Source organism: Noviherbaspirillum phoenicis, from assembly GCF_047237965.1.
Lineage (GTDB): Bacteria > Pseudomonadota > Gammaproteobacteria > Burkholderiales > Burkholderiaceae_D > Noviherbaspirillum_A.
Map to the genome: position 1 here is coordinate 3,006,575 of NZ_JBDFLX010000001.1, position 22,913 is coordinate 3,029,487.

A 22,913-nucleotide genomic window follows, 5' to 3' on the forward strand; every position below is an offset into this window, starting at 1 on the left:
TGACTATATAGTTGTAATACAAGTTACAGGCAGCGTGCGGTTCAGTTCCCCTGACCGCTCATCCCACCGTAATCACAACAACACCCAGGAGACTTGCATGATTTCTTTCCGCATGGGCGCATCCGCGCTCGCATTGGCACTGGCTGCGGGCTTTTCCGCAAACGCGATGGCCGTCACCACGATGCGCATCAGCGTCTCGATTCCGCAGAACTCGCACCAGGGCGTGGCTATCGACACTTTCGCCAAGGAAGTGGAGAAGCGCACCGAGGGCCGCTACAAGATCCAGACCTTTTATTCCAGTTCGCTGGGCGCCGAGCGCGAGGCGACCGAGGCAGTCCAGCTGGGCACCCAGGAACTGACCTTCACCTCCACCGGCCCGATACCCAACTTCGTGCCCGAAGTGAAGATCCTCGATGTGCCCTTCCTGTTCCGCGACTACGCCCATGCGCGCGCAGTGCTGGACGGCCCGATCGGCCAGGAACTGCTGCAGAAATTCGATGCCCGCGGCATCAAGGCGCTGGCATGGGGCGAAAACGGTTTCCGCCACATGACCAACAGCAAGCGCTCGGTCAACGCGCCGGAAGACCTCAAGGGTCTGAAGATGCGCACCATGGAAAATCCGGTGCACGTGCAGGCCTACAAGGGCTTCGGCATCATCCCGACGCCGATGGCATTCAGCGAAGTGTTTACCGCGCTCCAGCAGGGCACGGTCGACGGCCAGGAAAACCCGCTGTCGGTGATCACCTCGGCCAAGTTCGACCAGGTGCAGAAGTACCTGACCCTGACCGGCCATGTGTACTCGCCCTGCGTCTTCCTGATGAACAAGGGCGCCTTCGACAAGCTGTCCGCGGCCGACAAGACCGCATTCCTCGAAGCGGCGAAGGAAGGCGTGAAGGCCAACCGCATGCGCGTCGATTCGGATGAAAAAATGGCCGTGGCCGACCTGCGCGCCAAGGGCATGACGGTGGTCGACCAGGTCGACAAGACGCGCTTCCAGAGCGCGCTGACGCCGGTCTACGCCGACTTCGAGAAGCAGTTCGGCAAGGCCAACCTGGACCGCATCCGCAACTACAAGTAATCCTTCGGCCCGCCCCCATGCGGGGCGGCGCCCGTCGCGAGCGACTTCCCCTCAAGGACCGCAACATGAAATCTGCCTTCCTCAAATTTGAGCATGGCCTGAACCTCGTATCGCTCAGCATCGCCGGCATCATGCTGTTGCTTGCCGCCGTGCTGGGCATGGTCCAGGTCGTGATGCGCTTCGTGCTGGAACAGCCTTCGGAGTGGAGCGAGGTGCTGGTGCGCTTTTCCCTGATCTGGATGGTGTTTCTCGGCATACCGGCCGCGTTCCGTCTCGGCTCCATGGTGTCGGTGGACCTGATGCACCGGAAGTCGTCGCCCGGCTTCCGCCGCGTGCTGGACTTCATCATCATGGCGGCGTCGCTGGTGCTGCTGGGCTTCATTGCCTGGTTCGGCTGGGACTATGCGGTGCGCGGCCAGGTGCAGACCATCATCGGCCTGGAGTCGTTCTCGATGTTCTGGGCCTATCTCTCCATGCCGGTCGGCGCGCTGTGCGCCATGGCGGGCGTGATCGGCAACTTCCTCGATCCGCGCCACGAAGAACTCGAAACCGCAACCTGAACCGACATCAAGAGAGCCATTCATGTCCACCACCATGCTCATCACGATGATAGTGTGCTTTGCCTTTTCGGTATCGATTGCGGTATCGATCGGCCTGGCCAGCATCGTCGGGATTTCCGTCGCCAATGCCAACATGCTGCTGGTGGCAAAGGAGATCTTCAACTCGATCAACAAGTTTCCGCTTGCCGCGATTCCCTTCTTCATCCTGGCCGGCAACCTGATGGAAACCGGCGGCATCTCGCGCCGGCTGGTGGAGTTCGCCAAGTCGCTGGTCGGCGGCATCCAGGGCGGCCTGGCCGCCAGCTGCGTGCTGACCTGCATGATCTTCGCCGCCGTGTCCGGCTCGTCCGTGGCCACCACCTTCGCCATCGGCGCGATCCTGATCCCGGCCCTGGTCAAGCATGGCTACCCGGTCGGCTATGCGGCCGCGCTGCAGGCAACGTCGGCGGAACTGGGCGTGATCATTCCGCCATCCATTCCAATGATCCTGTACGGCGTGTCGGCCGAGGTCTCGATCGGCGAGCTGTTCATCGCCGGCATCGGGCCGGGCCTGTTCATCGGCATTGCGCTGATGATCTTCGCGGTGATGTACGCGCGCTTCAAGGGCTATGGCAAGGACGACCATGTCGGCAAGATGGACGTGCTGCCGGCCACCCGCCAGGCGGGGCTGGCGCTGCTGATGCCGGTGATTATCCTGGGCGGCATCTACGGCGGCATCTTCACGCCGACCGAAGCGTCGGCGGTGGCGGTGTTCTATGCGCTGCTGGTAGGCGTTTTCATCTACCGCGAAATCAAGCTGCCGGACCTGGTCGCCATCTTCAGGAAGTCGGTGTTGTCGTCGGCGGTGGTGATGTTCATCATCGCCAACGCCGGCCTGTTCTCCTTCATGATCACCCGCGCCGGCGTGCCCGACATGATCGGCGCCTGGCTGGCCGAGGTGCTCAAGAGTCCGACCTACTTCCTGCTGGGCGTGAATGCCGCGCTGTTCTTCATCGGCATGTTCATCGAGACCTCGGCCTCGATCATCGTGCTCGCGCCCATCCTGGTGCCGGTGGCGATGCGCTTCGGCATCGATCCGGTGCATTTCGGCATGATCATGGTGGTGAACCTGGCGCTGGGCATGATCACGCCGCCGTTCGGCGTGAACCTGTTTGCGGCCTGCACGGTGGCGAAGATTCCGCTGGACCGCATCATTCCCAAGTTGCTGCCCTTCGTGCTGACGGTGATTGTCTGCCTGATGGTGGTGACCTACTTCCCCGGACTGTCGCTTTACCTGCGCGACATCGTCTACCACCGCTGATGTAAAAAAGCCGCGGCGGGTGTCCCTGCCGCGGCTTTCGCCACAATCGCCGGCTGCGTCGCTGATTGACTAGACGCAGCGCGCGCCATCCACTTCAATGCACACGCCGCTGATGAACGCCGCCTCGTCCGAGGCCAGGTACAGCGCCGCATTGGCCACGTCCAGCGCGGTGGAAAACCGTCCCAGCGGAATCGACGACAGGAATTTCGCGCGCCGCTCCTCGGTGATCTCGCCGCCGATGAAGGAGGTCGACAGCGCCGTATCCGGATTGAACACCGGGTTGATGCAGTTGACCCGGATATTGTCCGGCCCGAGTTCCACCGCCATCGACTTGCTGGTGCCGATCACGGCCGACTTGCTGCCGTTGTACCAGGTGAGGCCAGGCCGCGGCCGCACGCCGGCGGTGGAGGCGATGTTGATGAACGCGCCGCCGCCCTGGCGCCGGAACACCGGCGTGGCATGCACGGCCGACAGGTAGATGCTCTTCACGTTCACCGCATAGCAGCGGTCGAAGTCTTCCTCCGACACGTCCAGCATGGGCTGGTTGCGATGGGTCCAGCCGGCGTTGTTGACCATCACGTCCAGGCGGCCGAACTGCTGCACGGTCTGCTCGACCAGCGCCGCCATGCTGGCGCCGGACGTCACGTCGGCCTGGATGAAGCGGGCCATGCCGCCGCCGGCCAGTATCTCTTCCGTCACCCGCTGGCCGCCGGCCGGCAGCAAATCGTTGACGACCACTTTCGCGCCCTCTTCCGCCAGGCGTTTTGCAATGCCTTCGCCGATGCCCGATCCGGCGCCGGTAACGATCACGACCTTGTCTTTTAACCGCATGCTGTCTCCTGTTGTTATCGAATTGAATGCTGCCGCGCCTTTAGCCATGCCGGATGGCGATGGTCTTCAGCGCGGTGAAGCCGTACAGCGCCTCGAATCCTTTTTCGCGGCCATGGCCGCTGGCCTTGACGCCGCCGAAGGGCAGCTCAACCCCGCCGCCGGCGCCGTAATTGTTGATGAAGACCTGGCCGGCGCGCACCGCGCGCGCCATGCGCATCTGGCGCGCGCCGTTCTCGGTCCAGACGCCGGCGACGAGGCCGAAGGCAGTGCTGTTGGCCAGACGCAGCGCGTCCTGCTCGCTGTCGAAGGGCATGGCCGCCAGCACCGGGCCGAACACTTCCTCCTGCGCCAGGCGATGGGTATGCGGCACGTCGCGCAGCAGGGTCGGCGCCTGGTAGAAGCCGCTTTCCGGCGCCTGCGGCACGATGCTGCCCTGGGCCATCACCGAAATGCCGTCGGTGTGGGCATCGGACAGGAAGTCCCAGACCCGCTGCTGCTGCTGGCGGCGGATCAGCGGGCCGCAGTCGAGGTCCATCTGGGCCGGGCCCACCTGCAGACGTTCGAACACGCTGGCCAAGAGGTCCAGCACCTTTTCATAGGCCGGCCGCTCGATCAGCAGGCGGCTGCCGGCGGAGCAGGTCTGGCCGGCGTTCTGCACGATGGCGCTGGTCACGGCCGGCAGCAGCAGGTCCAGGTCGGCGTCGGCAAACACGATCTGCGGCGACTTGCCGCCCAGCTCCAGCGTGACCGGCACATGGTTGACGGCGGCCGCCTGCGACACCAGCGTGCCCACCGAAGGCGAGCCGGTGAAGGACACATGATCGATGCCCGGATGCGACACCAGCGCCGCTCCCGCCTCGTGGCCGTAGCCGGTAACGATGTTGATCACGCCGGCCGGAAAGCCGATGTCCGCCGCAAGCTGCGCCAGGCGCAGGATGGACATGCAGGCATCCTCGGCCGGCTTGACCACGCAGGTATTGCCGGCCGCCAGCGCGCCGCCGACCGAGCGCCCGAAGATCTGCAGCGGGTAATTCCAGGGAATGATGTGGCCGGTCACGCCCAGCGGCTCGCGCAGCGTCAGCACCGTGTAGCCGGCCTGGTAGGGTATGGTCTCGCCATGCAGCTTGTCGCAGGCGCCGGCATAGAACTCGAAATAGCGCGCCACTGCGGCGGCGTCGGCCCGTGCCTGGCGCAGCGGCTTGCCGCAGTCGCGCGCCTCGAGCTGCGCGAATTCCTCGCCATGCTCGATCAAGGCCTGCGACAGCCGGTAAAGCAGGCGGCCGCGCTCGGCGGCCGACAGCAGGCTCCATTCGCCTTCGAACGCCGTGCGCGCCGTCTGTATGGCGAACTGGATATCGTCGGCATTGCCGCGGGCGATTTCGTCATATTGCTGGCCATCGGAGGGGTCGATGACGGGAATCGCCTGGCGCGATGCCGAAGCGACCCAGCGGTTACCGATGAAGTGCTGGTCAGGCATGGTGATCCTTCAAGGTTGGGTGATCATGCGTGGCGGCCCATTGCCCGTCGCGTGCTTCGCTGCGTTGCTGCAATGCAAGGAGTAATGTCTGCCTTGAACAATCAGGAAGACGCCATGACGCATGGCAAGTTCCGTTGCCGGCCACATCGCGCTGCTTGCCGGCATGGTTTATGGCTCGCCGGGTGGTCTGGAAGCATAGCCGAGCCAGTTGTATGATTACAATACATTTTCCCCTCCAGGACTGCTTCATGACCAAGCTGCACGATCTTCCGATAGCAACCCTGAGCGCCACCGCCAAGATGCCCGACCGTGTCACAGCCGCGTTGCTGTCCCTGATCCGCACCGGCGAATACCCGCCCGGCGCCAGGCTGCCGTCGGAAATGCGCATGGCCACGAGCTTCGGCGTGAGCCGCACGGTAATACGCGAGGCAGTGTCGCGGCTCAAGTCCGAGGGGCTGGTCGAATCGCGCCAGGGCAGCGGCGTCTATGTGCGCACCGGCAGCATGGACACGCCCTTCCGCATCGACCCGACCGTTGCCGACTCGGTGCAGTCGCTGCTGCAGGTCGTGGAATTGCGGCGCGGCCTGGAATCGGAAATCGCCGCGCTGGCGGCCGAGCGGCGAACGCCTGCGCAACTGGCGGAAATCTGCGCCGCGCTGGCGGCGATCGAGGCCGATGTCGCCGCCGGCGGCGATGGCGTGGATGCCGACATGGCGTTCCACCGCGCGATTGCGCGCGCCACCGGCAATCCGCATTTCCTTGCGCTGTGGGATTTCCTGGGGCAATTCCTGCGCGGCGCCATGACGGTGACCCGAGCGCTGGAAGCCGAGCGGCAGGACATGGGCCGGCAGGTGCTGGATGAACACCATGCCCTGCTGGAAGCCATCGCCGCCGGCGACCCGGCAACCGCCAGCGCCGCCGCCCGCCACCACATGGTGATGGCCGCGCAGCGCATCGGCACCCTGGAAGCGGGCGCGCTCGGCGCATAGATGGCCGGGGCTGGCACAAAGCCGGCGCGGGCGCTTCTCGTTACAATGGCTGCGCCAATCAAATCCATAACCAGCGAGACAGCTCACATGACAGCAAACAGCCTGACGGCGCCGCCCGCGCGCGCCGATTCCCGCCTCGATCCGGCCCGCCTGGAACACCTTACCCGCACGATACAGGCCGACATCGACAATGGCCGCATCCCCGGCGCCGTGATGCTGGTGTCCCATCGCGACGAAGTGGTCTATGAAAAGGCGCTGGGCATGCAGAATGCCGCCGCCGGCGTGCCGATGTCCATCGACAGCATTTTTCGCATCTATTCGATGACCAAGCCCATCGTCTCGGTCGCGGTGATGATGCTGGTCGAGGAAGGCCGGCTGCTGATCAGCCAGCCGGTGTCGGCCTTCCTGCCGGAGCTGGGCCAGCCCAAGGTCGGCATCGCAGCCACCGACGAGAACGGGCGGCCGGTGCTCAACACCGTGGCGGCCCAGCGCGAAATGACGGTGCATGACCTGTTGCGCCATACCTCGGGCCTGACGTACGGCATCTTCGGCGAATCGCTCGTCAAGAGCGCTTACGGCGACGCCGGCGTGGAGCGCAAGGATGTGACCAATGCCGAGATGATCCGCCGCCTGGCCAAGGTGCCGCTGGCCTACCAGCCCGGCACGGTCTGGGAATACAGCCGCTCTACCGACGTGCTGGGCGCGCTGGTGGAACGCATTTCCGGCATGGACCTGGAGGCGTTCCTGCAGCAGCGCATCCTGGGCCCGCTGGGCATGAAGGACAGCGGCTTCTGGGTGCCGGAAGACCAGCAGCACCGCCTGGCCGAGGCCTTCGATACCGATCCGCAGACCGGCGTGGCGGTCAAGCTGCTCAATGTGCGCAGCAAGCCTGCCTTCCTGTCCGGCGGCGGCGGCATGGTGTCCACCGTGCATGACTACCTGCGCTTCGTGCGCATGCTGGCCGGGCACGGCACCCTGGACGGCGTGCGCATCCTGTCGCGCAAGACCGTCGAAACCATGACCAGCGACCACCTGGGCGACCTGCCCGGCGCGCGCGCCACGCCGGACTTCCTGCCCGGTCCGGGCTACGGCTTCGGCCTCGGCTTCGCTGTGCGCATTGCCGCCGGCGACGCCATCGTGCCGGGCTCGGTAGGCGACTACAACTGGAGCGGCCTGGCCGGCACCTATTTCTGGATCGATCCGACGGAAAAACTGGCGGCGATCTTCCTGATGCAGGCGCCGGAACAGCGTGCGCATTACCGCCAGCTGTTTCGCAACCTGGTGTACGCGGCGCTGTAAGCCGCCGTTTTTTGCCTGAACCAACCATGACGACCATGACGATAGAAACCTTGCTCGAACGGGATTTCGGCACCATCCCGGAACTGATTCATCTGCACGCACAGCAGCAGCCCAGCCATCCGGCGCTGGTGCAGGACAAGCGCAGCGTCAGCTACGCCGAACTGGATGCCCTGATGGACCGGGTTGCAGCCTCGCTGCAGCGCGACGGCGTGCAGCCACGCGAGGCGATCGCGATTTGCGCCAGCACGTCCATCGAATATGCCGCGCTGTTCCTCGGCGCCTTGCGCGCCGGCGTGGCGGTGGCGCCGCTGGCGCCCTCGTCCACGGCGGAAAGCCTGGCGATCATGATCCGCGATTGCGGCGCGAAGCGTCTTTTCCTCGACGCCACCACCGCGCCTGCGCTGGACTCGGTGCGCGACCGCATCGATGTGACGCAGGTGCGTCTCGATAACAGCGCCGAGCCGGGCTGGGACAGCTGGCTGGCCGCGCCCGGGTCGACGCCGCAGCCAGTGCAGCTGCAGCCGGACTGGATCTTCAACATCATCTATTCCTCCGGCACCACCGGCGCGCCCAAGGGCATCACCCAGCCGCACGGCATGCGCTGGCAGCATGTCAAGCGCGGTCACCTGAACGGCTACGGCACCGAGGCGGTGACGCTGATCTCCACCCCGCTGTATTCCAACACCACGCTGGTCAGCTTTTTCCCGACCATCGCGCTGGGCGGCACCGTGGTGCTGATGGCCAAGTTCGATGCCGGCGCCTATCTCGAACTGGCGCAGCAATACCGGGTCACCCATACCATGCTGGTGCCGGTGCAGTATCAGCGGCTGATGGCGCATCCCGACTTCGACCGCTACGACCTGTCGTCCTTCCGCATGAAGTTCTGCACCAGCGCGCCCTTCTCGGCCGCACTGAAAGCCGACATCCTGAAGCGCTGGCCCGGCGGCCTGGTCGAGTACTACGGCATGACCGAAGGCGGCGGCACCTGCATCCTGGCAGCGCACGAGCACCCGGACAAGCTGCACACAGTGGGCCAGCCGGCCCCGGAACACGACATCCGCCTGATCGACGAGCAGGGCCGGGAGGTCGGGCCGGGCGAGACCGGCGAGGTGGTCGGCCACTCCGGCGCGATGATGCAGGGCTATTTCAACCAGCCGGAGAAAACCGCCGAAGCCGAGTGGTATGCGCCCGATGGCAAGCGCTTCATCCGCACCGGCGACCTCGGGCGCTTCGACGCCGAAGGCTTCCTGACGCTGCTGGACCGCAAGAAGGACATGATCATCTCGGGCGGCTTCAACATTTACCCGAGCGACCTGGAAAGCGTGCTGCGCGAGCATCCGGACGTGGCCGACGCGGCGGTGGTGGGCGTGCCGTCCACAGCCTGGGGCGAGACGCCGGTTGCCTACGTGGTGCCGCGGGCCGGCGCGGGCATTACGCCGGAGACGCTGATGGCCTGGGTCAATGAGCGGGTCGGCAAGACGCAGCGGCTGTCGGCGCTGGAGTTTGCCGAGTCGCTGCCGCGCAGCGCCATCGGCAAGGTGCTGAAACGCGAATTGCGCGACCAGTATCAGGCAGGAAAGCCGCAAGACAAGTAAACGCTCCGCCGGGGGAAGCCTTTCACACCCTCGTAGGTGCAATACCCGAAGGGCATTGCACCGCTGTCCGGGCGTCACGCTGCGCCGGGTTGTCATGAACGACGGTCCGGTGCAATGCCCCTGCGGGTAGTGCGCCCCACGATCGCTACGATGGCTAACCTCCAATAAAAAACCGGCGCCGCAGCGCCGGTTTTTTCTTTTGCCCCGTATGCCGCCTTGCGGCGGCATGGCAATGGTTCAGGGCTCTTCCTGGAACGCTTCCTCGCGCTTGGACTTGATCGACGGCAGCGCCACGATCACCACCAGCGCGGCAGCCGCCAGCAGCAGGCCCAGCGAGATCGGCCGCGTGAAGAACACGCTGAAATCACCGCGCGACAGCAGTAGCGAACGGCGGAAGTTCTCTTCCATCATCGGCCCCAGCACGAAGCCCAAGAGCAGCGGCGCACCTTCGCAGCCCAGCTTGATGAACACATAGCCCAGCACACCGAAGCCCGCCGTCATGAACACGTCGAACACGCTGTTGTTGACCGTGTAGACGCCAATGCAGCAGAACACCAGGATCGCCGGGTACAGGTAGCGGTACGGCACGGTCAGCAGCTTGATCCAGATGCCGATCAGCGGCAGGTTCAAGATCACCAGCATCGCATTGCCCAGCCACATCGACACGATCAGGCCCCAGAACAGGGTCGGGTTGCTGGTCATGACCTGCGGGCCCGGCTGGATGTTGTGGATCGTCATCGCGCCTACCATCAGCGCCATCACCGCATTGGGCGGAATGCCCAGCGTCAGCAGCGGAATGAACGAAGTCTGTGCCGCGGCGTTGTTGGCCGACTCGGGACCGGCCAGGCCTTCGATGGCGCCCTTGCCGAACTCGGCGCTGTTCTTGCTGACCTTCTTTTCCATCGTGTAGGCGCCAAACGAGGCCAGCGCCGCGCCGCCGCCCGGCAGAATGCCCAGCATCGAGCCCAGCGCGGTGCCGCGCAGGATAGGCGCCGCCATGCGCTTGAAGTCGTCCTTGGACGGGAACAGGGTGGTGATCTTGTTGGTGAAGACTTCGCGGTGCTCCTTCTGCTCGAGGTTGGTCATCACCTCGGCAAAGCCGAACACGCCCATGGCCACCGCGGCAAAGCTCACGCCGTCGGACAGTTCGGGAATGTCGAAGGCATAGCGCGACACGCCAGTGTTGACGTCGGTGCCGATCACGCCGCCCAAGAGGCCCAGCACGATCATGGCGATGGCCTTGATCAGCGAGCCCGAAGCCAGGACGACGGCGCCGATCATGCCCAGCACCATCAGCGAGAAGTACTCGGCCGGGCCGAACTTGAAGGCCACTTCGGCCAGCGGCACCGCGAAGGCGGCCAGCAGCAGCGTGCCGACGCAGCCGGCAAAGAACGAACCGATGGCGGCGGTCGACAGCGCCACGCCGGCGCGGCCGCGACGGGCCATCTGGTAGCCGTCGATACAGGTCACAACCGACGAGGTTTCACCCGGCAGGTTGACGAGAATGGCGGTGGTGGAGCCGCCGTACTGGGCGCCATAGTAAATGCCGGCCAGCATGATCAGGCCGCCCAGCGGGGGCAGCGCATAGGTTGCCGGCAGCAGCATGGCGATGGTGGCGATCGGGCCCAGGCCCGGTAGCACGCCGATCAGGGTGCCGATCAAAGCGCCGATGAAGCAGTAGGCCAGGTTCATCGGCAGGCTCATGGTCAGGCCGAAGACCGAGAACGGCTCCAGGGCCAGCACCGCGCCGAAGCCGGTGGAGAGGTTGGCAATCAGGGTTTCCATGTGTGCTCCTTAGGCGCCGAGGAAAGTGGGCCAGAGCGGAAACTGCAGACTCAGGGCATAGACGAAGACGAACAGGCACAGCAGGACCAGCACGACGGTGTTGATCAGTGCGGCGCGCCAGCCGAACTCATGGCTGGCATAGCTCGATACCAGCACCACGGTGACGAGGGAAATGATCAGTCCCAGGCGCGGCAGGAACAGGCCGAAGAGCACGACCGAGCCGAGGATGAGGACGATGGTAGACCAGGAAAAGCGGTCGACCTTTTGCGTTTCAGCCTTGGAGGAAAGCGCCATCAGGGCGATGACGGCGCCCATGATGACGAGAATGACGCCGAGTACGGTGGGAAAGTAGCCGGGGCCCATGCGGGCGGCCGAGCCGAAGGTGTAACGGGTACCAAACCCGGCGAAGAAAAGGCCGAAGGCGGCAAACATCACCCCCGACCAGAAGTCCTTCTGGTTCCTGATTAACATGCTGCAAAGTCTCCTTATTGTCGCTTTTTGAGCGGACCATGATTTTTGCCGATCATGGCAAAGGATGCAATGCCGAATATTGATTCCATGACATAAAGCCCGGTTTATTTGGCCTCTTGCACCAAAAAAGACGCCTTTTCACGCAATTTGGGCAGGGCAAGCATGGCTTCGCGCTCGTCCCGATGGGCGATGAGGGCATCGTCGAACAGCGGCTGCATGTCCAGACCGGTCGGAAAAACAAACTCGAAAAACATGTTCTTTCCCGGCTGGACGTCAACTTCCACATTGATCACGGCAGCCCGGGGGCCGGGCGCTACTTGCAGGCGATGCCGGCCTGGTGTCAGGGATAGGCGCAGATAGGACGCATTTGACAGTTCTCCGTGCATTTTGCCATCGACAATGACCTCAAAGCCCTGCGCATAGGCAGCCAGGGCCCCGCGACGGTAGAGATAGACATCTGCTGACCCGGCTGCAACGGCGGACAGGCCGGCGAATACCGGCCCTTCGGTGCGGTCGCAACTGGAGACGGCCAGCCCGGCAGCCAAAGTCAGGATAAAGCCGTAATGAGCGAGTTTGGAATGAAGAAATACCATGTGGATTGCAATAAGGGACGAGGCGCGCCCGGTGGCGCGCCCGCCGTAAGTTGCAATCCGGCGTGAAACGTTGCCCGCTTTGGCCAGGCGGGCTACTGGCAGCGCTTTCTCAGCGCCAGGACCGGCGCTTGCGGTGCTGCCTCAGGCTGTATATCAGGCCAATGGCGCCGCCGATCACCAGGGCCTTGCCAGCCAGGCCGATCGGATTGTGCTTGACCTCAGCCATGATGCCCATTTCGCCGAGGATGTTGGGTACATGGCCGGACTTGAGATCATCGGCCAGGCCTTCGACCATATTCACGCGGTCCGCGAACAGCAGCAGCAGCCAGTGCCGGATGTCGTTTTCGCTCAGGGTAAAGGCGAAATCACGGATTTTTCCGGACAAGCCGGTGGGCGGCACGCTGGTGCCGAATACCGGCGTGATGTTCGGCCTCTCGGTGGAGTGGAAAACCTTGACGTTCACCGGCTGCTGCTCGGGCACGTCCCAGTGCACGTTGTCCAGACGGGGCGGCGTGCGCTCCATCGGATAGGCGGGACGGTTCTTGTGGTCCAGGTCGGCGCCCCAGCCGGGAATGTGCGACATGTCGCGCTTGGGTTTTTCGTGATGATGATGCCCGGTTTCAGGCGTGGTGTTGTGCTGGATGTCCATGATGCTGCGCTCCTTGGTCCGATGGTTCAGGCTTCTTCCTTGCTGACGACGCTGTTGCTGTAAGCGCCCGGCGGTATCAGGACGGTCTTGATGCAATTGTCGAGCTTGCTGGAGAACAGGTGATAGGCATCAGCCACCTCTTCCAGCGGAATCCGGTGCGTGATGATCTGGCGCGGAATGATACGTCCGGCCTGGATATGCTCGATCAGCCGCGGCAGATGACGCTTGACGCTGGCCTGGTTCATGCGCATGGTCAGACCCTTGTTGATCGCATTGCCGATCGGGATCGCATTGAAGGTAGGACCGTACACGCCGACGATCGACACCGTGCCGCCTTTGCGCACCGAGTTGATGGCCCAGTGCAGCACGGTCGCGGCGCCGGCCTGCAGCTTCAGGTAGCGGCCAGTCAAGGTCTGGGCGGCATTGCCCGCCGCCTCGCAGCCGACGCAGTCGATGCAGACGTCGGCGCCCAGCCCATCCGTCATCTTCTTGATGTGGATGGCCATGTCGCTCACTTCCTTGAAGTTGACGATTTCGCAGTGCGCATAATTCTTGATGAATTCAAGGCGGTATTCGACATGATCGACGACGATGACCCGACCGGCGCCCATCAGCCAGGCTGACTTGGCGGCAAAGATGCCCACCGGGCCAGCGCCGAACACCACCACGGTATCGCCCTCCTCGATATCGCCCATCTCGGCCGCCTGATAGCCGGTCGGAAATGCATCGGTCAACAGCACCGCGTCTTCCACGTGCAGGTCCTTGGGGATCACCGTCGGTCCGACATCGGCCATCGGGATGCGCACCAGTTCGGCCTGGCCGCCATCGTAGCCGCCGGCGGTGTGGGAATAACCATAAATGGCGCCCACCGCGGTTGCTTCGGGATTGACGTTATGGCAATTGCTGTACAACTCCTTCTGGCAGAAATAGCAGGAACCGCAAAAGATGTTGAATGGCACCAGCACATGGTCGCCCACTTTCAGGTTCTGCACCGAGGAACCGACCTCCTCGACCACGCCGGTGAATTCATGGCCGAACGTGCTGCCGATCCGGGTGTCAGGCACCAGGCCGTGATACAGGTGAAGGTCGGAGCCGCAGATGCATGACCGGGTAACGCGGACGATGGCGTCGCCCGGATGTTCGATCGCCGGGTCGGGCTTGTGCTTCGCTCGTACGCGGTAGGGACCTCTGTAATCCATTGCCAGCATGATTTTTCTCCTTTTTACCGGTGTCGCCGCGCATATCGCCGCGCGTCACGCGCACAGCCCGGTCCGGGCTGCTGTCTGTTTGTTAAGACATCGCGTGGGTAAAAGGTTCGTGGACCAAGGCTAAGGCTTGATCGTTGTCCACTGGATGGATGACCGGCGTTGTCGCCCGCGCCGGCTTGGACTTGCCGGCGCGGGGCCAACGGTTGAGGTCAGGCTGTATGGCGAGCCGGCCGTACCAGGCTGGCCGCGATCGACACCAGCAGGATCAGCCCGACAATACCCAGCGACACCTGGACCGGCAGGTGGTACCACTGCGCCGCCAGCATCTTGCCGCCGATGAACACCAGCACCACGGCCAGGCCGTATTTCAGGTAATGGAAGCGGTCAGCCATGCCAGCCAGCAGGAAGTACAACGCACGCAATCCCATGATGGCAAACATGTTGGAGGTGAAGACGATGAAGGGATCGCTGGTAATGGCAAAGATCGCCGGAATGCTGTCGACCGCGAATACCAGGTCGGTGAACTCGATCAGCACCAGCACCAGGAACAGCGGCGTTGCATGGCGCAGGCCATCGCGCATGATGAAAAACCGCTCGCCGTGGTATTCGTTGGTGACCCGCATATGGCCGCGCATCCAGCGCAGCAGCGGATTGGCTTCCAGATTCGGCTCATGATTGGCGAAGACCAGCATTTTCACGCCGGTGAACAGCAGGAAGGCGCCGAAGACATACAGTATCCAGCTGAACTGGCTGATCAGCCAGGCGCCCAGCAGAATCATCACGGCGCGCATCACGATGGCGCCGATCACGCCATACAGCAGCACGCGTCGCTGGAATTCGGCAGGCACCGCGAAATAACTGAACAGCATCAGGAAGACAAAGATATTGTCGACCGACAGCGCCTTTTCGATCAGGTAGCCCGACAGGAACTCCAGGCCCTTGACGTTGGCCACTTCCCGGCCGACCGTATTGTCCAGGTGCCACCAGAGCAGCAGGTTGAACAGCAGCGCCAGCGCGAACCAGGCAATGGACCAGCCCAGCGCTTCACGGAAGGACACCTTGTGCGCATTCCGGCCGCCCAGCACCACCATGTCGATGACGAGCATGCCGACGACGAACAGGATGAAGCCGGCCCACATCGGCGCGGTCGCAAAGGTTTCTATATCAGCCATGACAACCCTTAACCCTTATCAATGGAAAGGCCGGCATCGCAATACCAATGCCGGCCCTGAAAATTCCCGATACGCTTCGTAGCGATTCCCGCCGACAGTTCAATCAAAGTCGAACAGTTCGGCGAGAAAACTGCGCCGGCGGCGCACGGCCGGGCTGCCATACCGGTTCCGGTGCATGGCCGGCCCGCCGTGCCCGGTGGCATTGCCCCGATAGGCGCTCAGGCGATCGAGCAGCTTGTCGAGTTCGCCACGGTCCAGCCATACACCGCGGCACCGGGCGCACCAGTCGATCTCAACGCCTTCCCGGTACTGTGGCGTGAGCATGGCCATGTCGCATGCAGGGCATCTCATGACGGAACTGCGGCATGCAGTGGCGATGGCTTGGCGTTACGTTGCTGGCGCAAGCGCCGGGCCACGCCCCGTCCGACGCGCCGTGCCGCCTGGGAGATGGCTGCATACAGGTCGCGGTCGGTGCTGGCGGTAACGACCTGCCCGACGCCATCCACGACCACATGGATGCCGCAGCGCTTGTCGGTGCCGCCGCGCGGTCCGTTCAGGTCGCCCAGCCGCACCGTCACATGTCGCACCTTGGCGCGGGTGTGCGACAGGGCACTACGCAACTGCTGCAGGGTATATTCCTGCAGCGCAGCAGTCAGTCCGAAACGTCGGCAGTGAATGGCGATCTTCATGGGCTTCTCCTTTTCGGTGTTGGTGAAGCACACTATAGGACGGCGCAATTGGCTTGAATATTCGAATATCACGTTTGTGAAGTTCGAAAAAACCGATGAGGAAATCATGGGCGCGTTGAACTACAAGCACCTGCATTATTTCTGGGTGGTGGCCAAGACCGGCAGCATCGGACGCGCCAGCGCGCGCCTGCATGTGACGGCACAGACCATCAGCGGCCAGCTGACGCTGTTCGAGGAAATACTCGGCCATCAGCTGTTTGATCGCGTAGGCCGGCGCCTGCAGCTCAATGACATGGGCCGCATGGTGCTGCGCTATGCCGACGACATCTTCACGCTGGGCGGAGAGCTCGAGGAAGCCGTGCGGCGCGGGCCGGGCGACCGCATGCTGCAGTTGCGGGTGGGCGTGACCGATGCGGTGCCCAAGACCATGGCCTACCTGCTGCTGGAGCCTGCAATGCAGTTGCCGCAGGGGCTGCGCATCATCTGCCGCGAGGGCAAGCCGCGCCAGCTGCTGGCTGAACTGGCAACCCACCAGCTCGATATCGTGATTGCAGACAGCCCCCTGCCTGCCAATGTCGAGGTACGCGGATTCAATCACCTGCTGGGTGAGTGCGGACTGGATTTCTTTGCCGCGCCAACCCTGGCACGGCAGTACCGCAAGGGTTTTCCGCACAGCCTCGACGGCGCGCCCTTCCTGCTGCCGGGCGACGATGCCGCGATGCGCCCGAGGCTGTTGCGCTGGTTCGACCGGATCGGCATACGTCCGCAAATCGTCGGTGAATTCGATGACGGCGCCCTGATGAAAGCCTTTGGCGAAGCCGGCGCCGGCATTTTCTGCGCGCCGCAGGCGGTCACGGCACGGCTGAAGAAGCAGCTCGCGGTACAGTTTCTTGGAACGACCAACGAGGTCAATGAGCAGTTTTATGCGGTGTCGATGGAACGCCGGCTGACGCATCCGGCGGTAGTGGCCATTCGTTCCACGGCGCGCGACAAGCTGTTCGGCACCGCGCACGCATCTGCTTGAATTTCAGGCGACGCAGCCGTTGACGCTAGCCCTGCGCCGCAGCGCCGTCTGCACCCGTTTTCCGCTGCAATGCCTGACCTGTTTCGGCGGCAGCGGCCATCTGGGTGGGGGTCATTCCAGGAGTCAGCTGGGCGAGAGCCCGGCTTGCCTGCCAGATGCCCTGCCCGGCTGCCAGGTTCAGCCAGGCCCACGCCTGCGCTTCATCGACGGCAACGCCATGGCCCTGTGCATACATGGTCCCCAGATTGAACTGTGCCCTGGCATGCCCCTGCTCGGCAGCACGGCGATACCAGGACAGCGCCTTGGTCGCGTCCTGCTGCACGCCGTTGCCGGCGTCGTAACGCAAGCCCAGGCTGAATTGCGCATGCGCATTGCCGCGCTCGGCCGCCTTGCAGTACCAGGCCATGGCCTGTTGCGCATCGCGCGGCAGGCCATGGCCCCGGTCGTACATGACGGCCAGGCTGTACTGCGCCTTGGCGAGGCCCTGTTCGGCGGCGGCACGATATAGCGCCTGCGCCTGTGGCAGGTCGACCGGCACGCCCTGCCCGGCTTCCAGCATCGCCGCCAGGTTGTATTGCGCCAACGCATACCCCTGGGCGGCCGCCCTGCCATACCATTGCGCAGCCTGCTGCAAATCCTGCGGCAGTGACTTGCCGCTGGCGTACATCAATCCGAGATTGTTTTGCGCTGCCGCGTCGTTCTGGTCCGCGGCGCGCTGGAACCAGTGCAGCGCACGCATGCCATCGGCGGCTACGCCCAAGCCGTTCACATACATCAGTCCAAGGTTGTTCTGCGCGCCGGCATGGCCAAGTTCAGCGGCCTCGGTGTACCAGGCCAGCGCCTGTGCCTGGTCTTGCGGCACGCCCTGGCCATTGGCATACATCAGGCCCAGGTTGAACTGGGCCTTGGCATGCCCCTGGTGCGCCGCCTTGCGATACCACAGCAGCGCATGCGCATAGTCCTGCGCACGCCTGCCGTTGCTGTAGATGACGGCCAGATTGAATTGCGCATTTGCATGGCCGCGGTCGGCCGCCTTGCGAAACCAGGTGCGCGCCTGCTCCCAATCCTGGGGAACGCCGTCGCCACTGCTGTACATCATCCCCAACCGGTTGGCTTCGTCCATCTCGGACTGCGCAGCGTCGTGCGGGGCAGCGGGGGACAGGGGATAAACGTTTTGCTGCATGCTGTTCATAGGTGGATCTGGCTCAGGCCATGCGGGCAACAGCGCGCGGCAGCAGTTGCAGGAAGCGCGCAGCCGATATCGGCCGGTGGTACAGATATCCCTGCATCACCGTGCAGCCTATGCGCTGCAGATAGGCGGCCTGGATGCCGCTTTCCACGCCTTCGGCAACCACGTTCAGCGACAGGCCGCTGGCAATCGACATGATCGCCAGGACCACCGGATAATGGCCGTCGAGCCGATGGATTTCCCTGACGAAGGATTGATCGATCTTGATGGTATGGACCGGAAAGCGATGCAGGTAGGCCAGCGAGGAATAGCCGGTGCCGAAATCATCGATGGCAACGCTGACGCCAATCGCCTCGAGCTTGTTGAGCTGCTCGATCGCATACTGCGGATTGCGGATACAGATGTTCTCGGTGATCTCCACCTCGATCTGCGAGGCTGACAACCTGTGCCGGGACAGCACGGCTGCCATCTTCGCCACGAAGTCGCCGCTATCGAGATATTGCGGCGACACGTTCAGGGACAGCCGGATCCGGGATGACGACTGGCTGTTCCACCAGGCCAGGTCGCGGCATACGGCTTCCAGCATCCAGTCGCTGATCGGCAGCATCAGGCCGTTCTCTTCCGCGAACGGCAGGAACTCGCCGGCCGACAGCAGGCCGCGCTCCGGATGGTGCCAGCGCATCAGCCCTTCCACGCCTACGATCTGGCCTGTCGAGGCGTCCACCTGCGGCTGGTAATACATCTCGAATTCATTGCGTTCGAGCGCACGCCGCAGGCTCTTTTCCAGCGTGATCTTCTGATAGGACGCCTCATGCATCGACGGCTCATAGAAGCTGTAGCTGTTCTTGCCACGCGCCTTGACCTGATACATCGCCATGTCCGCATGGCAGAGCAGTTCATCGATGGTCGTGCCGTCATGCGGATAGACGGCGATGCCGATGCTGGCGGAAATATGGTTGTCACTGTCGGCCAGCTTGAAAGGCAGCTGCAGGCACTCGAGCGCCTTCTGCGCCACCACGTCGGCATCTTCGCGGCTTTGCAGTTCCGGCAGGACAATCGTGAATTCATCGCCACCCAGCCTTGCCAGCGTATCGCCCTGACGCAGCGCCGCCTTCAGCCGCGCCGCCACCTGCTGCAGCAATTCATCGCCATGAATATGGCCCAGCGTATCGTTGACCAGCTTGAACCGGTCGAGATCGATGAACATCACCGCCAGCTCGGCATCCTTGCGCTTGGCTTGCGTGATCGCCAGCCCGAGCCGGTCCTTGAACAGCATCCGGTTCGGCAGGTCGGTCAGGATGTCGTGATACGCATGGTAGGAGATCATGGCCTCCGCCCGCTTGCGCTCGGTGATGTCGCGCGCCACGCCATAGGTGCCGTAGAATTCGGCGCCGTGCTTGTCCGCGGGGCTGCCGTACATGCCCATGGAATTGAATGACAGCGTGAGCAGCGTCGTCTCAAAAGCCGGCCCCTTGTCGCGGCCTCCGGCGGACTTCAGCCTCAGCTCGATATTGCGGCTGGCCCGCTCGCCGACACGGCGCTCGTTGAAGACGTAATAGGCCCGGTCCATATCTTCGGCATGCACCAGCATCGAGTAATGATTGCCTATCAGCTCGCTGCGGCTAAAACCCAGCAGCTGCAGGGCCCTGTCGTTGACGAAGGAAAAGCGTCCCTCTTCGTTCAGCGTATAAATGATGTCAGGCGAGCTGTCGACCAGGTAGCGATACAGCTTTTCGGAACGTGCCAGTTGCTGCGCGATGCGCTTGTTTTCGGTCTCAAGCCGGCGCTGCCGCAAGGCGTTGTCCACCGTGTTGAGCAGCTCTTCCCGGCTGTATGGCTTGCGCAGGTAGTCATAGGCGCCCCGCTTCAATGCGCCGATCGCGCCCTCGATGCCGGTCTCGCCACTAAGCACGATGACACGGGTCTCGAGCTTCTTGCGGTTGATGACGTCCATGATCTGGTGGCCGCCGAAGTCCGGAAGCCGCAGGTCAAGCAGGGCCAGGTCAAAGGACATCTGTTCCAGCAGCGCCACCGCCTCGCTGCCGCAGGTGGCGGTGTGGAGTTCATGCCCGCTGTCTTCCAGGATCGCACACAGGCTGGCAAGCAGACGCGGCTCATCGTCCACCAGCAGCAGACGATGCGCCGTCGGCGTGGTCGACGCGATTGTCTCGTTCATCGGCGCATCGGCATGAAGCAATGGCATGAACGGCGCCACGTTGCGCTGATTGATCATGATGAATGATGTCCTGACTGTTTGGACTGGGCGGCATCGGCCGCTAAAGGCTGCGCACGCAGCGGCAACTGCACATCAAACGTCGTGCCACGCCGGCTGCTGCGGCAACTGATCGTGCCGCCCATCTTCTGCACGAGGCCATGGACGATGCTCAGGCCAAGCCCGCGCCCGACGCCGGCCTTGGTGCTTTGCACAGGAGAGAAAAGCCTCGCCATCACCTCCGCGGGAATGCCGCCGCCGGTGTCGCGCACGCTCAGCTCCGCGTACAGCCGGCCGTCGCGGTTGACGTGGCCGTTATCGACGACCTCGATTTCGCCGCCGCCTGGCATGGCCTCCACGGCGTTCTTCAGCAGATTGACCAGCACCTGCTTGAGCAGGTCGGCGCTGCCCTCCAGCACGCTTTCGCTGTCGTCCACGTCGGCGCGCAGTGAAACCGACGCCGGCATGTACTCGGTGTCCTGGAACAGGCGCACCACATCCCTTACCACGCGCCCGACGTCGGCCTGTGCGCTGGCAGCCTCCGGTTCCATCTCGGCCAGCCCATGCACGATCTGCCCGACCCGGTCGATTTCCTCATTGAGGATGGCGACCTCTCCCACCACGATATCCTGCTTGCGCAAGCGGCTGTCCAGTATGCCGAGATAATTCTTGATGATGGAAAGCGGATTATTGACTTCATGCGCCACACGACGCGTGGCTGCCTGGTACTGGTCGGCGACGCTGGCGACACGTTGATCGAGTTCGGCCTGGCTGCTGATGGCAGCATGGAGCGCGTTGGCCGCCTGGGAAGCGTAAGCCAGCAGGAACCGTTCACGTCGCTGCAGATCGTCGACCTGGTGTTCGCCGATGCTGCCCACCAGCATGCCAATGCAGCGACCGGTCACCGTCATCGGCAGGCATAGCAGGCAGTCGGCGCGCATCAGGCTGAGCAGTTGCTCCTCCGCCAGGCTCAGAAGCTCCCTGCCGCGCCGGACAAAGGCGATGCGCCGCATCAGGGCAGCGTCGGCAATCACGCCGCCGGCTGTCAATGGCAAGGAAAACTCGGCCAATCGTTCAACCTGGCCGTTGCCGGGCTTACCCAGCAGTGACTGGCTGGCCTTGTCGGTAAGGAGCAGGAACACGTCGCCAAAACTGAACAGGATGCGGGCGGAACCGGACACGGTTTCCATCAGGCCCGCCATGTCGGTCTGGCGCGAGAAGAAGCGGCTGGCCTGTGATGCGAGCACCATGTTGCGCATTTCCTCATCCATCTTTTCCTGGGTGGGATTGCGCGGTGCCGCCGGCTGGGGCGGCACGTAAGCCGCCTGGGCAACGATATCGTCTGCGCCTGCCAGGTCTATGCCCAGTGCGCTCGCCGCACGCACGACTTGCGCTTCGGCCTTGTCGCGGATTTCCTGGATGGTGTCGGCATCCAGGCTGCAAAGCGCCGCAACCTCGGTCAATGTCACCTCGTCGGTATCATGGCTGGCCATCATATGCGCCAGCATAACGATACGGATCAAGGGATGCGCATTGGCGACCCGGGCAGCCGGCTCATGGTGATACTGGACACTGTCGCACAGGAAGGAGTCGAGCTGCCAACGCTCGATAATGGCCGCTCCCGCTTCGGCGTGGGTGATCTGCATGGTCCGCTGTTCCACCCAGCACAGCTTGGCGTCGTCCTTCGCATGAAAATTCACCGCGTATTCCTGCGGTGCGACGGAGAGCAGGCCAAGGCGGCCGACGTCATGCAGCAGACCTGCAAGATAAGCCTCTTCGACATGCGGATGCTTCATCTTGATCGCAATGTCGCGCGCCATTACCGCTGCTGTCAGCGAATGCTTCCAGAAACCCCGCAAGTCGATCGTGCCGGGCTTGGAAAAATCATTGAACATCTGGAGCACCGATTCACTGATCACCAGTGTTTTGATCATGTCGGTGCCGATCGCCATCAGCGCCTGGTCCAGATTCGCCTTGCGTCCCCCACTACGATGGTAGGCCGGGCTATTGGCAACGGCGAGAATGCTGCTGGCCATGCCAGGGTCCTGCGATATCAACACAGCGAGCTCCGCCATGCCAGCGTCTTCGTCCTGGCATTGTTCGATGAGCTTGAGGAGAATCTGCGGCATCGTAGGAAGATGCGCTTGCTCCAACCGCTTTCGTATATCTATTTCGGATCGCTGCATCATTTATCGAACGTTGTCGCTTTTTCTTGCACACTTTGTTTGGACGCCAACCGGAACAGAACCACTATCTCCTACCAACTGAATGGCAGACCGTGGAAATCTGCAAGCATCGTATTATTCCTTAACATGAACCAGGAGAAACAATTTCTTGCAAATAATACCATTTAAAACTTGCAATGAATCAACTTTACCGAGTAATGCGTATGGTCGAAACAACTTAGTTACTAAAAGCAACATCATTAAGGGAGCCTTTGAAGCTTTTTCACAATTTTGACATGACAGGAATATTGAAAGGGCGGAGAAGAAGAGGCAGGGTCCGGATTCCGGTTACGGCTTGAACAAGCAGGCGGGGCTAAACTGATTCGGCGTGGAATACTGCTATAGATTTTCCACGCTCAGCATCGTGGGAGCGGGCAGTAATCAGCGTTCATCTCGCCCATCGATCAGCGGAAGGAGCGCTACTGCGCTGCATGCGAGTTGCAAATGGATAGCACTGTCGCTCTGGCCGCGGTTGAAAACAAGGTTATTGCGGAGAGAGCATTCATCCGGATGCAATTGCGTTGCATGCCCCTGGTGAACGCCCGTTAAAGCGCCATTTATTGAGGT

The 22,913-nt window shown here is 62.9% G+C and carries 20 protein-coding genes; 7 read left to right on the forward strand and 13 right to left on the reverse strand.

Features of this window, described 5'->3' with window-relative positions; all coding sequences use genetic code 11:
* Positions 1–112: 112 nt before the first annotated feature.
* The 3 genes from ABC383_RS13470 to ABC383_RS13480 all read left to right on the forward strand — a co-directional run bounded on the left by ABC383_RS13470 (position 113) and on the right by ABC383_RS13480 (position 2,938).
* Entirely contained in the window at positions 113–1,078 is a 966-nt protein-coding gene (locus ABC383_RS13470; RefSeq protein ID WP_413016344.1) for a TRAP transporter substrate-binding protein, read from the forward strand.
* Between the two features lie 65 nt (positions 1,079–1,143).
* Positions 1,144–1,638: a TRAP transporter small permease gene (locus ABC383_RS13475; protein ID WP_413014690.1), complete on the forward strand. Its 495-nt coding sequence runs from the start codon at positions 1,144–1,146 to the stop codon at positions 1,636–1,638.
* 22 nt (positions 1,639–1,660) lie between these two features.
* Positions 1,661–2,938 (forward strand): TRAP transporter large permease, encoded by a 1,278-nt coding sequence (locus tag ABC383_RS13480; protein WP_413014691.1) that lies wholly within the window; start codon positions 1,661–1,663, stop codon positions 2,936–2,938.
* A gap of 69 nt (positions 2,939–3,007) precedes the next feature.
* Here the strand turns inward: ABC383_RS13480 and ABC383_RS13485 are convergent, their stop codons facing one another.
* Positions 3,008–3,769 carry an SDR family oxidoreductase gene (locus ABC383_RS13485; RefSeq protein ID WP_413014692.1) on the reverse strand — a complete coding sequence of 254 codons (762 nt, stop codon included), beginning with the start codon at positions 3,767–3,769 and terminating at the stop codon, positions 3,008–3,010.
* 40 nt (positions 3,770–3,809) lie between these two features.
* Complete coding sequence (locus ABC383_RS13490) at positions 3,810–5,246, reverse strand: aldehyde dehydrogenase family protein (protein WP_413014693.1); 1,437 nt, start codon at positions 5,244–5,246, stop codon at positions 3,810–3,812.
* Between the two features lie 248 nt (positions 5,247–5,494).
* Between ABC383_RS13490 and ABC383_RS13495 the strand changes: the two genes are divergently transcribed.
* From ABC383_RS13495 to ABC383_RS13505, 3 genes are all read left to right on the forward strand, one after another.
* Entirely contained in the window at positions 5,495–6,235 is a 741-nt protein-coding gene (locus ABC383_RS13495; protein ID WP_413014694.1) for a FadR/GntR family transcriptional regulator, read from the forward strand.
* Positions 6,236–6,322: 87 nt separating this feature from the next.
* Positions 6,323–7,534 (forward strand): serine hydrolase domain-containing protein, encoded by a 1,212-nt coding sequence (locus tag ABC383_RS13500; protein ID WP_413014695.1) that lies wholly within the window; start codon positions 6,323–6,325, stop codon positions 7,532–7,534.
* Between the two features lie 35 nt (positions 7,535–7,569).
* A complete protein-coding gene (locus tag ABC383_RS13505; RefSeq protein ID WP_413016346.1) occupies positions 7,570–9,129 on the forward strand; it encodes a class I adenylate-forming enzyme family protein in 1,560 nt (519 codons plus the stop codon).
* Between the two features lie 237 nt (positions 9,130–9,366).
* Here ABC383_RS13505 and ABC383_RS13510 read toward each other — a convergent pair whose 3' ends face one another.
* From ABC383_RS13510 to ABC383_RS13545, 8 genes are all read right to left on the reverse strand, one after another.
* Entirely contained in the window at positions 9,367–10,914 is a 1,548-nt protein-coding gene (locus ABC383_RS13510; protein ID WP_413014696.1) for a tripartite tricarboxylate transporter permease, read from the reverse strand.
* A 9-nt stretch (positions 10,915–10,923) separates the two neighbouring features.
* The gene (locus ABC383_RS13515; RefSeq protein WP_413014697.1) at positions 10,924–11,385 is read right to left on the reverse strand and encodes a tripartite tricarboxylate transporter TctB family protein; all 462 of its coding nucleotides are present in this window, start codon (positions 11,383–11,385) and stop codon (positions 10,924–10,926) included.
* Positions 11,386–11,489: 104 nt separating this feature from the next.
* Positions 11,490–11,978, reverse strand: coding sequence for a DUF2846 domain-containing protein (locus ABC383_RS13520; protein WP_413014698.1), 489 nt, complete (start codon positions 11,976–11,978; stop codon positions 11,490–11,492).
* 109 nt (positions 11,979–12,087) lie between these two features.
* The gene (locus ABC383_RS13525) at positions 12,088–12,627 is read right to left on the reverse strand and encodes a hypothetical protein (protein ID WP_413014699.1); all 540 of its coding nucleotides are present in this window, start codon (positions 12,625–12,627) and stop codon (positions 12,088–12,090) included.
* A 26-nt stretch (positions 12,628–12,653) separates the two neighbouring features.
* A complete protein-coding gene (locus ABC383_RS13530; protein ID WP_413014700.1) occupies positions 12,654–13,835 on the reverse strand; it encodes a zinc-dependent alcohol dehydrogenase in 1,182 nt (393 codons plus the stop codon).
* Positions 13,836–14,044: 209 nt separating this feature from the next.
* Positions 14,045–15,007 carry a TerC family protein gene (locus tag ABC383_RS13535; RefSeq protein WP_413014701.1) on the reverse strand — a complete coding sequence of 321 codons (963 nt, stop codon included), beginning with the start codon at positions 15,005–15,007 and terminating at the stop codon, positions 14,045–14,047.
* Between the two features lie 99 nt (positions 15,008–15,106).
* The gene (locus ABC383_RS13540) at positions 15,107–15,358 is read right to left on the reverse strand and encodes a TFIIB-type zinc ribbon-containing protein (RefSeq protein ID WP_413014702.1); all 252 of its coding nucleotides are present in this window, start codon (positions 15,356–15,358) and stop codon (positions 15,107–15,109) included.
* Positions 15,355–15,696, reverse strand: a complete 342-nt coding sequence (locus ABC383_RS13545) for an HPF/RaiA family ribosome-associated protein (protein ID WP_413014703.1) — start codon at positions 15,694–15,696, stop codon at positions 15,355–15,357. Before ABC383_RS13545 ends, ABC383_RS13540 begins: the two co-directional genes overlap by 4 nt.
* A 106-nt stretch (positions 15,697–15,802) precedes the next feature.
* On the opposite strand from ABC383_RS13545, the gene nhaR reads away from it, so the two are divergent.
* Complete coding sequence (nhaR, locus tag ABC383_RS13550; protein WP_413016348.1) at positions 15,803–16,720, forward strand: transcriptional activator NhaR; 918 nt, start codon at positions 15,803–15,805, stop codon at positions 16,718–16,720.
* Positions 16,721–16,745: 25 nt separating this feature from the next.
* On the opposite strand, the gene ABC383_RS13555 is transcribed toward nhaR, so the two are convergent.
* From ABC383_RS13555 to ABC383_RS13565, 3 genes are read right to left on the reverse strand one after another with little or no spacing between them, the layout of a single operon-like run.
* Entirely contained in the window at positions 16,746–17,903 is a 1,158-nt protein-coding gene (locus tag ABC383_RS13555; RefSeq protein ID WP_413014704.1) for an SEL1-like repeat protein, read from the reverse strand.
* A 22-nt stretch (positions 17,904–17,925) separates the two neighbouring features.
* Positions 17,926–20,085 (reverse strand): putative bifunctional diguanylate cyclase/phosphodiesterase, encoded by a 2,160-nt coding sequence (locus ABC383_RS13560; protein WP_413016350.1) that lies wholly within the window; start codon positions 20,083–20,085, stop codon positions 17,926–17,928.
* Positions 20,086–20,138: 53 nt separating this feature from the next.
* Positions 20,139–22,310, reverse strand: a complete 2,172-nt coding sequence (locus ABC383_RS13565) for an HDOD domain-containing protein (protein WP_413014705.1) — start codon at positions 22,308–22,310, stop codon at positions 20,139–20,141.
* Positions 22,311–22,913: the final 603 nt, after the last annotated feature.

What these genes read in the sequence shown, in the direction of transcription:
- ABC383_RS13545 (WP_413014703.1), bottom strand. Translation starts at nt 15,696, where the DNA reads ATGAAGATCGCCATTCACTGCCGACGTTTCGGACTGACTGCTGCGCTG.
- ABC383_RS13480 (WP_413014691.1), top strand. Translation starts at nt 1,661, where the DNA reads ATGTCCACCACCATGCTCATCACGATGATAGTGTGCTTTGCCTTTTCG.
- ABC383_RS13500 (WP_413014695.1), top strand. Translation starts at nt 6,323, where the DNA reads ATGACAGCAAACAGCCTGACGGCGCCGCCCGCGCGCGCCGATTCCCGC.
- ABC383_RS13510 (WP_413014696.1), bottom strand. Translation starts at nt 10,914, where the DNA reads ATGGAAACCCTGATTGCCAACCTCTCCACCGGCTTCGGCGCGGTGCTG.
- ABC383_RS13560 (WP_413016350.1), bottom strand. Translation starts at nt 20,085, where the DNA reads ATGAACGAGACAATCGCGTCGACCACGCCGACGGCGCATCGTCTGCTG.
- ABC383_RS13520 (WP_413014698.1), bottom strand. Translation starts at nt 11,978, where the DNA reads ATGGTATTTCTTCATTCCAAACTCGCTCATTACGGCTTTATCCTGACT.
- ABC383_RS13470 (WP_413016344.1), top strand. Translation starts at nt 113, where the DNA reads ATGGGCGCATCCGCGCTCGCATTGGCACTGGCTGCGGGCTTTTCCGCA.
- ABC383_RS13540 (WP_413014702.1), bottom strand. Translation starts at nt 15,358, where the DNA reads ATGAGATGCCCTGCATGCGACATGGCCATGCTCACGCCACAGTACCGG.
- ABC383_RS13475 (WP_413014690.1), top strand. Translation starts at nt 1,144, where the DNA reads ATGAAATCTGCCTTCCTCAAATTTGAGCATGGCCTGAACCTCGTATCG.
- ABC383_RS13525 (WP_413014699.1), bottom strand. Translation starts at nt 12,627, where the DNA reads ATGGACATCCAGCACAACACCACGCCTGAAACCGGGCATCATCATCAC.
- ABC383_RS13485 (WP_413014692.1), bottom strand. Translation starts at nt 3,769, where the DNA reads ATGCGGTTAAAAGACAAGGTCGTGATCGTTACCGGCGCCGGATCGGGC.
- ABC383_RS13530 (WP_413014700.1), bottom strand. Translation starts at nt 13,835, where the DNA reads ATGCTGGCAATGGATTACAGAGGTCCCTACCGCGTACGAGCGAAGCAC.
- ABC383_RS13490 (WP_413014693.1), bottom strand. Translation starts at nt 5,246, where the DNA reads ATGCCTGACCAGCACTTCATCGGTAACCGCTGGGTCGCTTCGGCATCG.
- nhaR (WP_413016348.1), top strand. Translation starts at nt 15,803, where the DNA reads ATGGGCGCGTTGAACTACAAGCACCTGCATTATTTCTGGGTGGTGGCC.
- ABC383_RS13565 (WP_413014705.1), bottom strand. Translation starts at nt 22,310, where the DNA reads ATGATGCAGCGATCCGAAATAGATATACGAAAGCGGTTGGAGCAAGCG.
- ABC383_RS13555 (WP_413014704.1), bottom strand. Translation starts at nt 17,903, where the DNA reads ATGCAGCAAAACGTTTATCCCCTGTCCCCCGCTGCCCCGCACGACGCT.
- ABC383_RS13505 (WP_413016346.1), top strand. Translation starts at nt 7,570, where the DNA reads ATGACGATAGAAACCTTGCTCGAACGGGATTTCGGCACCATCCCGGAA.
- ABC383_RS13495 (WP_413014694.1), top strand. Translation starts at nt 5,495, where the DNA reads ATGACCAAGCTGCACGATCTTCCGATAGCAACCCTGAGCGCCACCGCC.
- ABC383_RS13515 (WP_413014697.1), bottom strand. Translation starts at nt 11,385, where the DNA reads ATGTTAATCAGGAACCAGAAGGACTTCTGGTCGGGGGTGATGTTTGCC.
- ABC383_RS13535 (WP_413014701.1), bottom strand. Translation starts at nt 15,007, where the DNA reads ATGGCTGATATAGAAACCTTTGCGACCGCGCCGATGTGGGCCGGCTTC.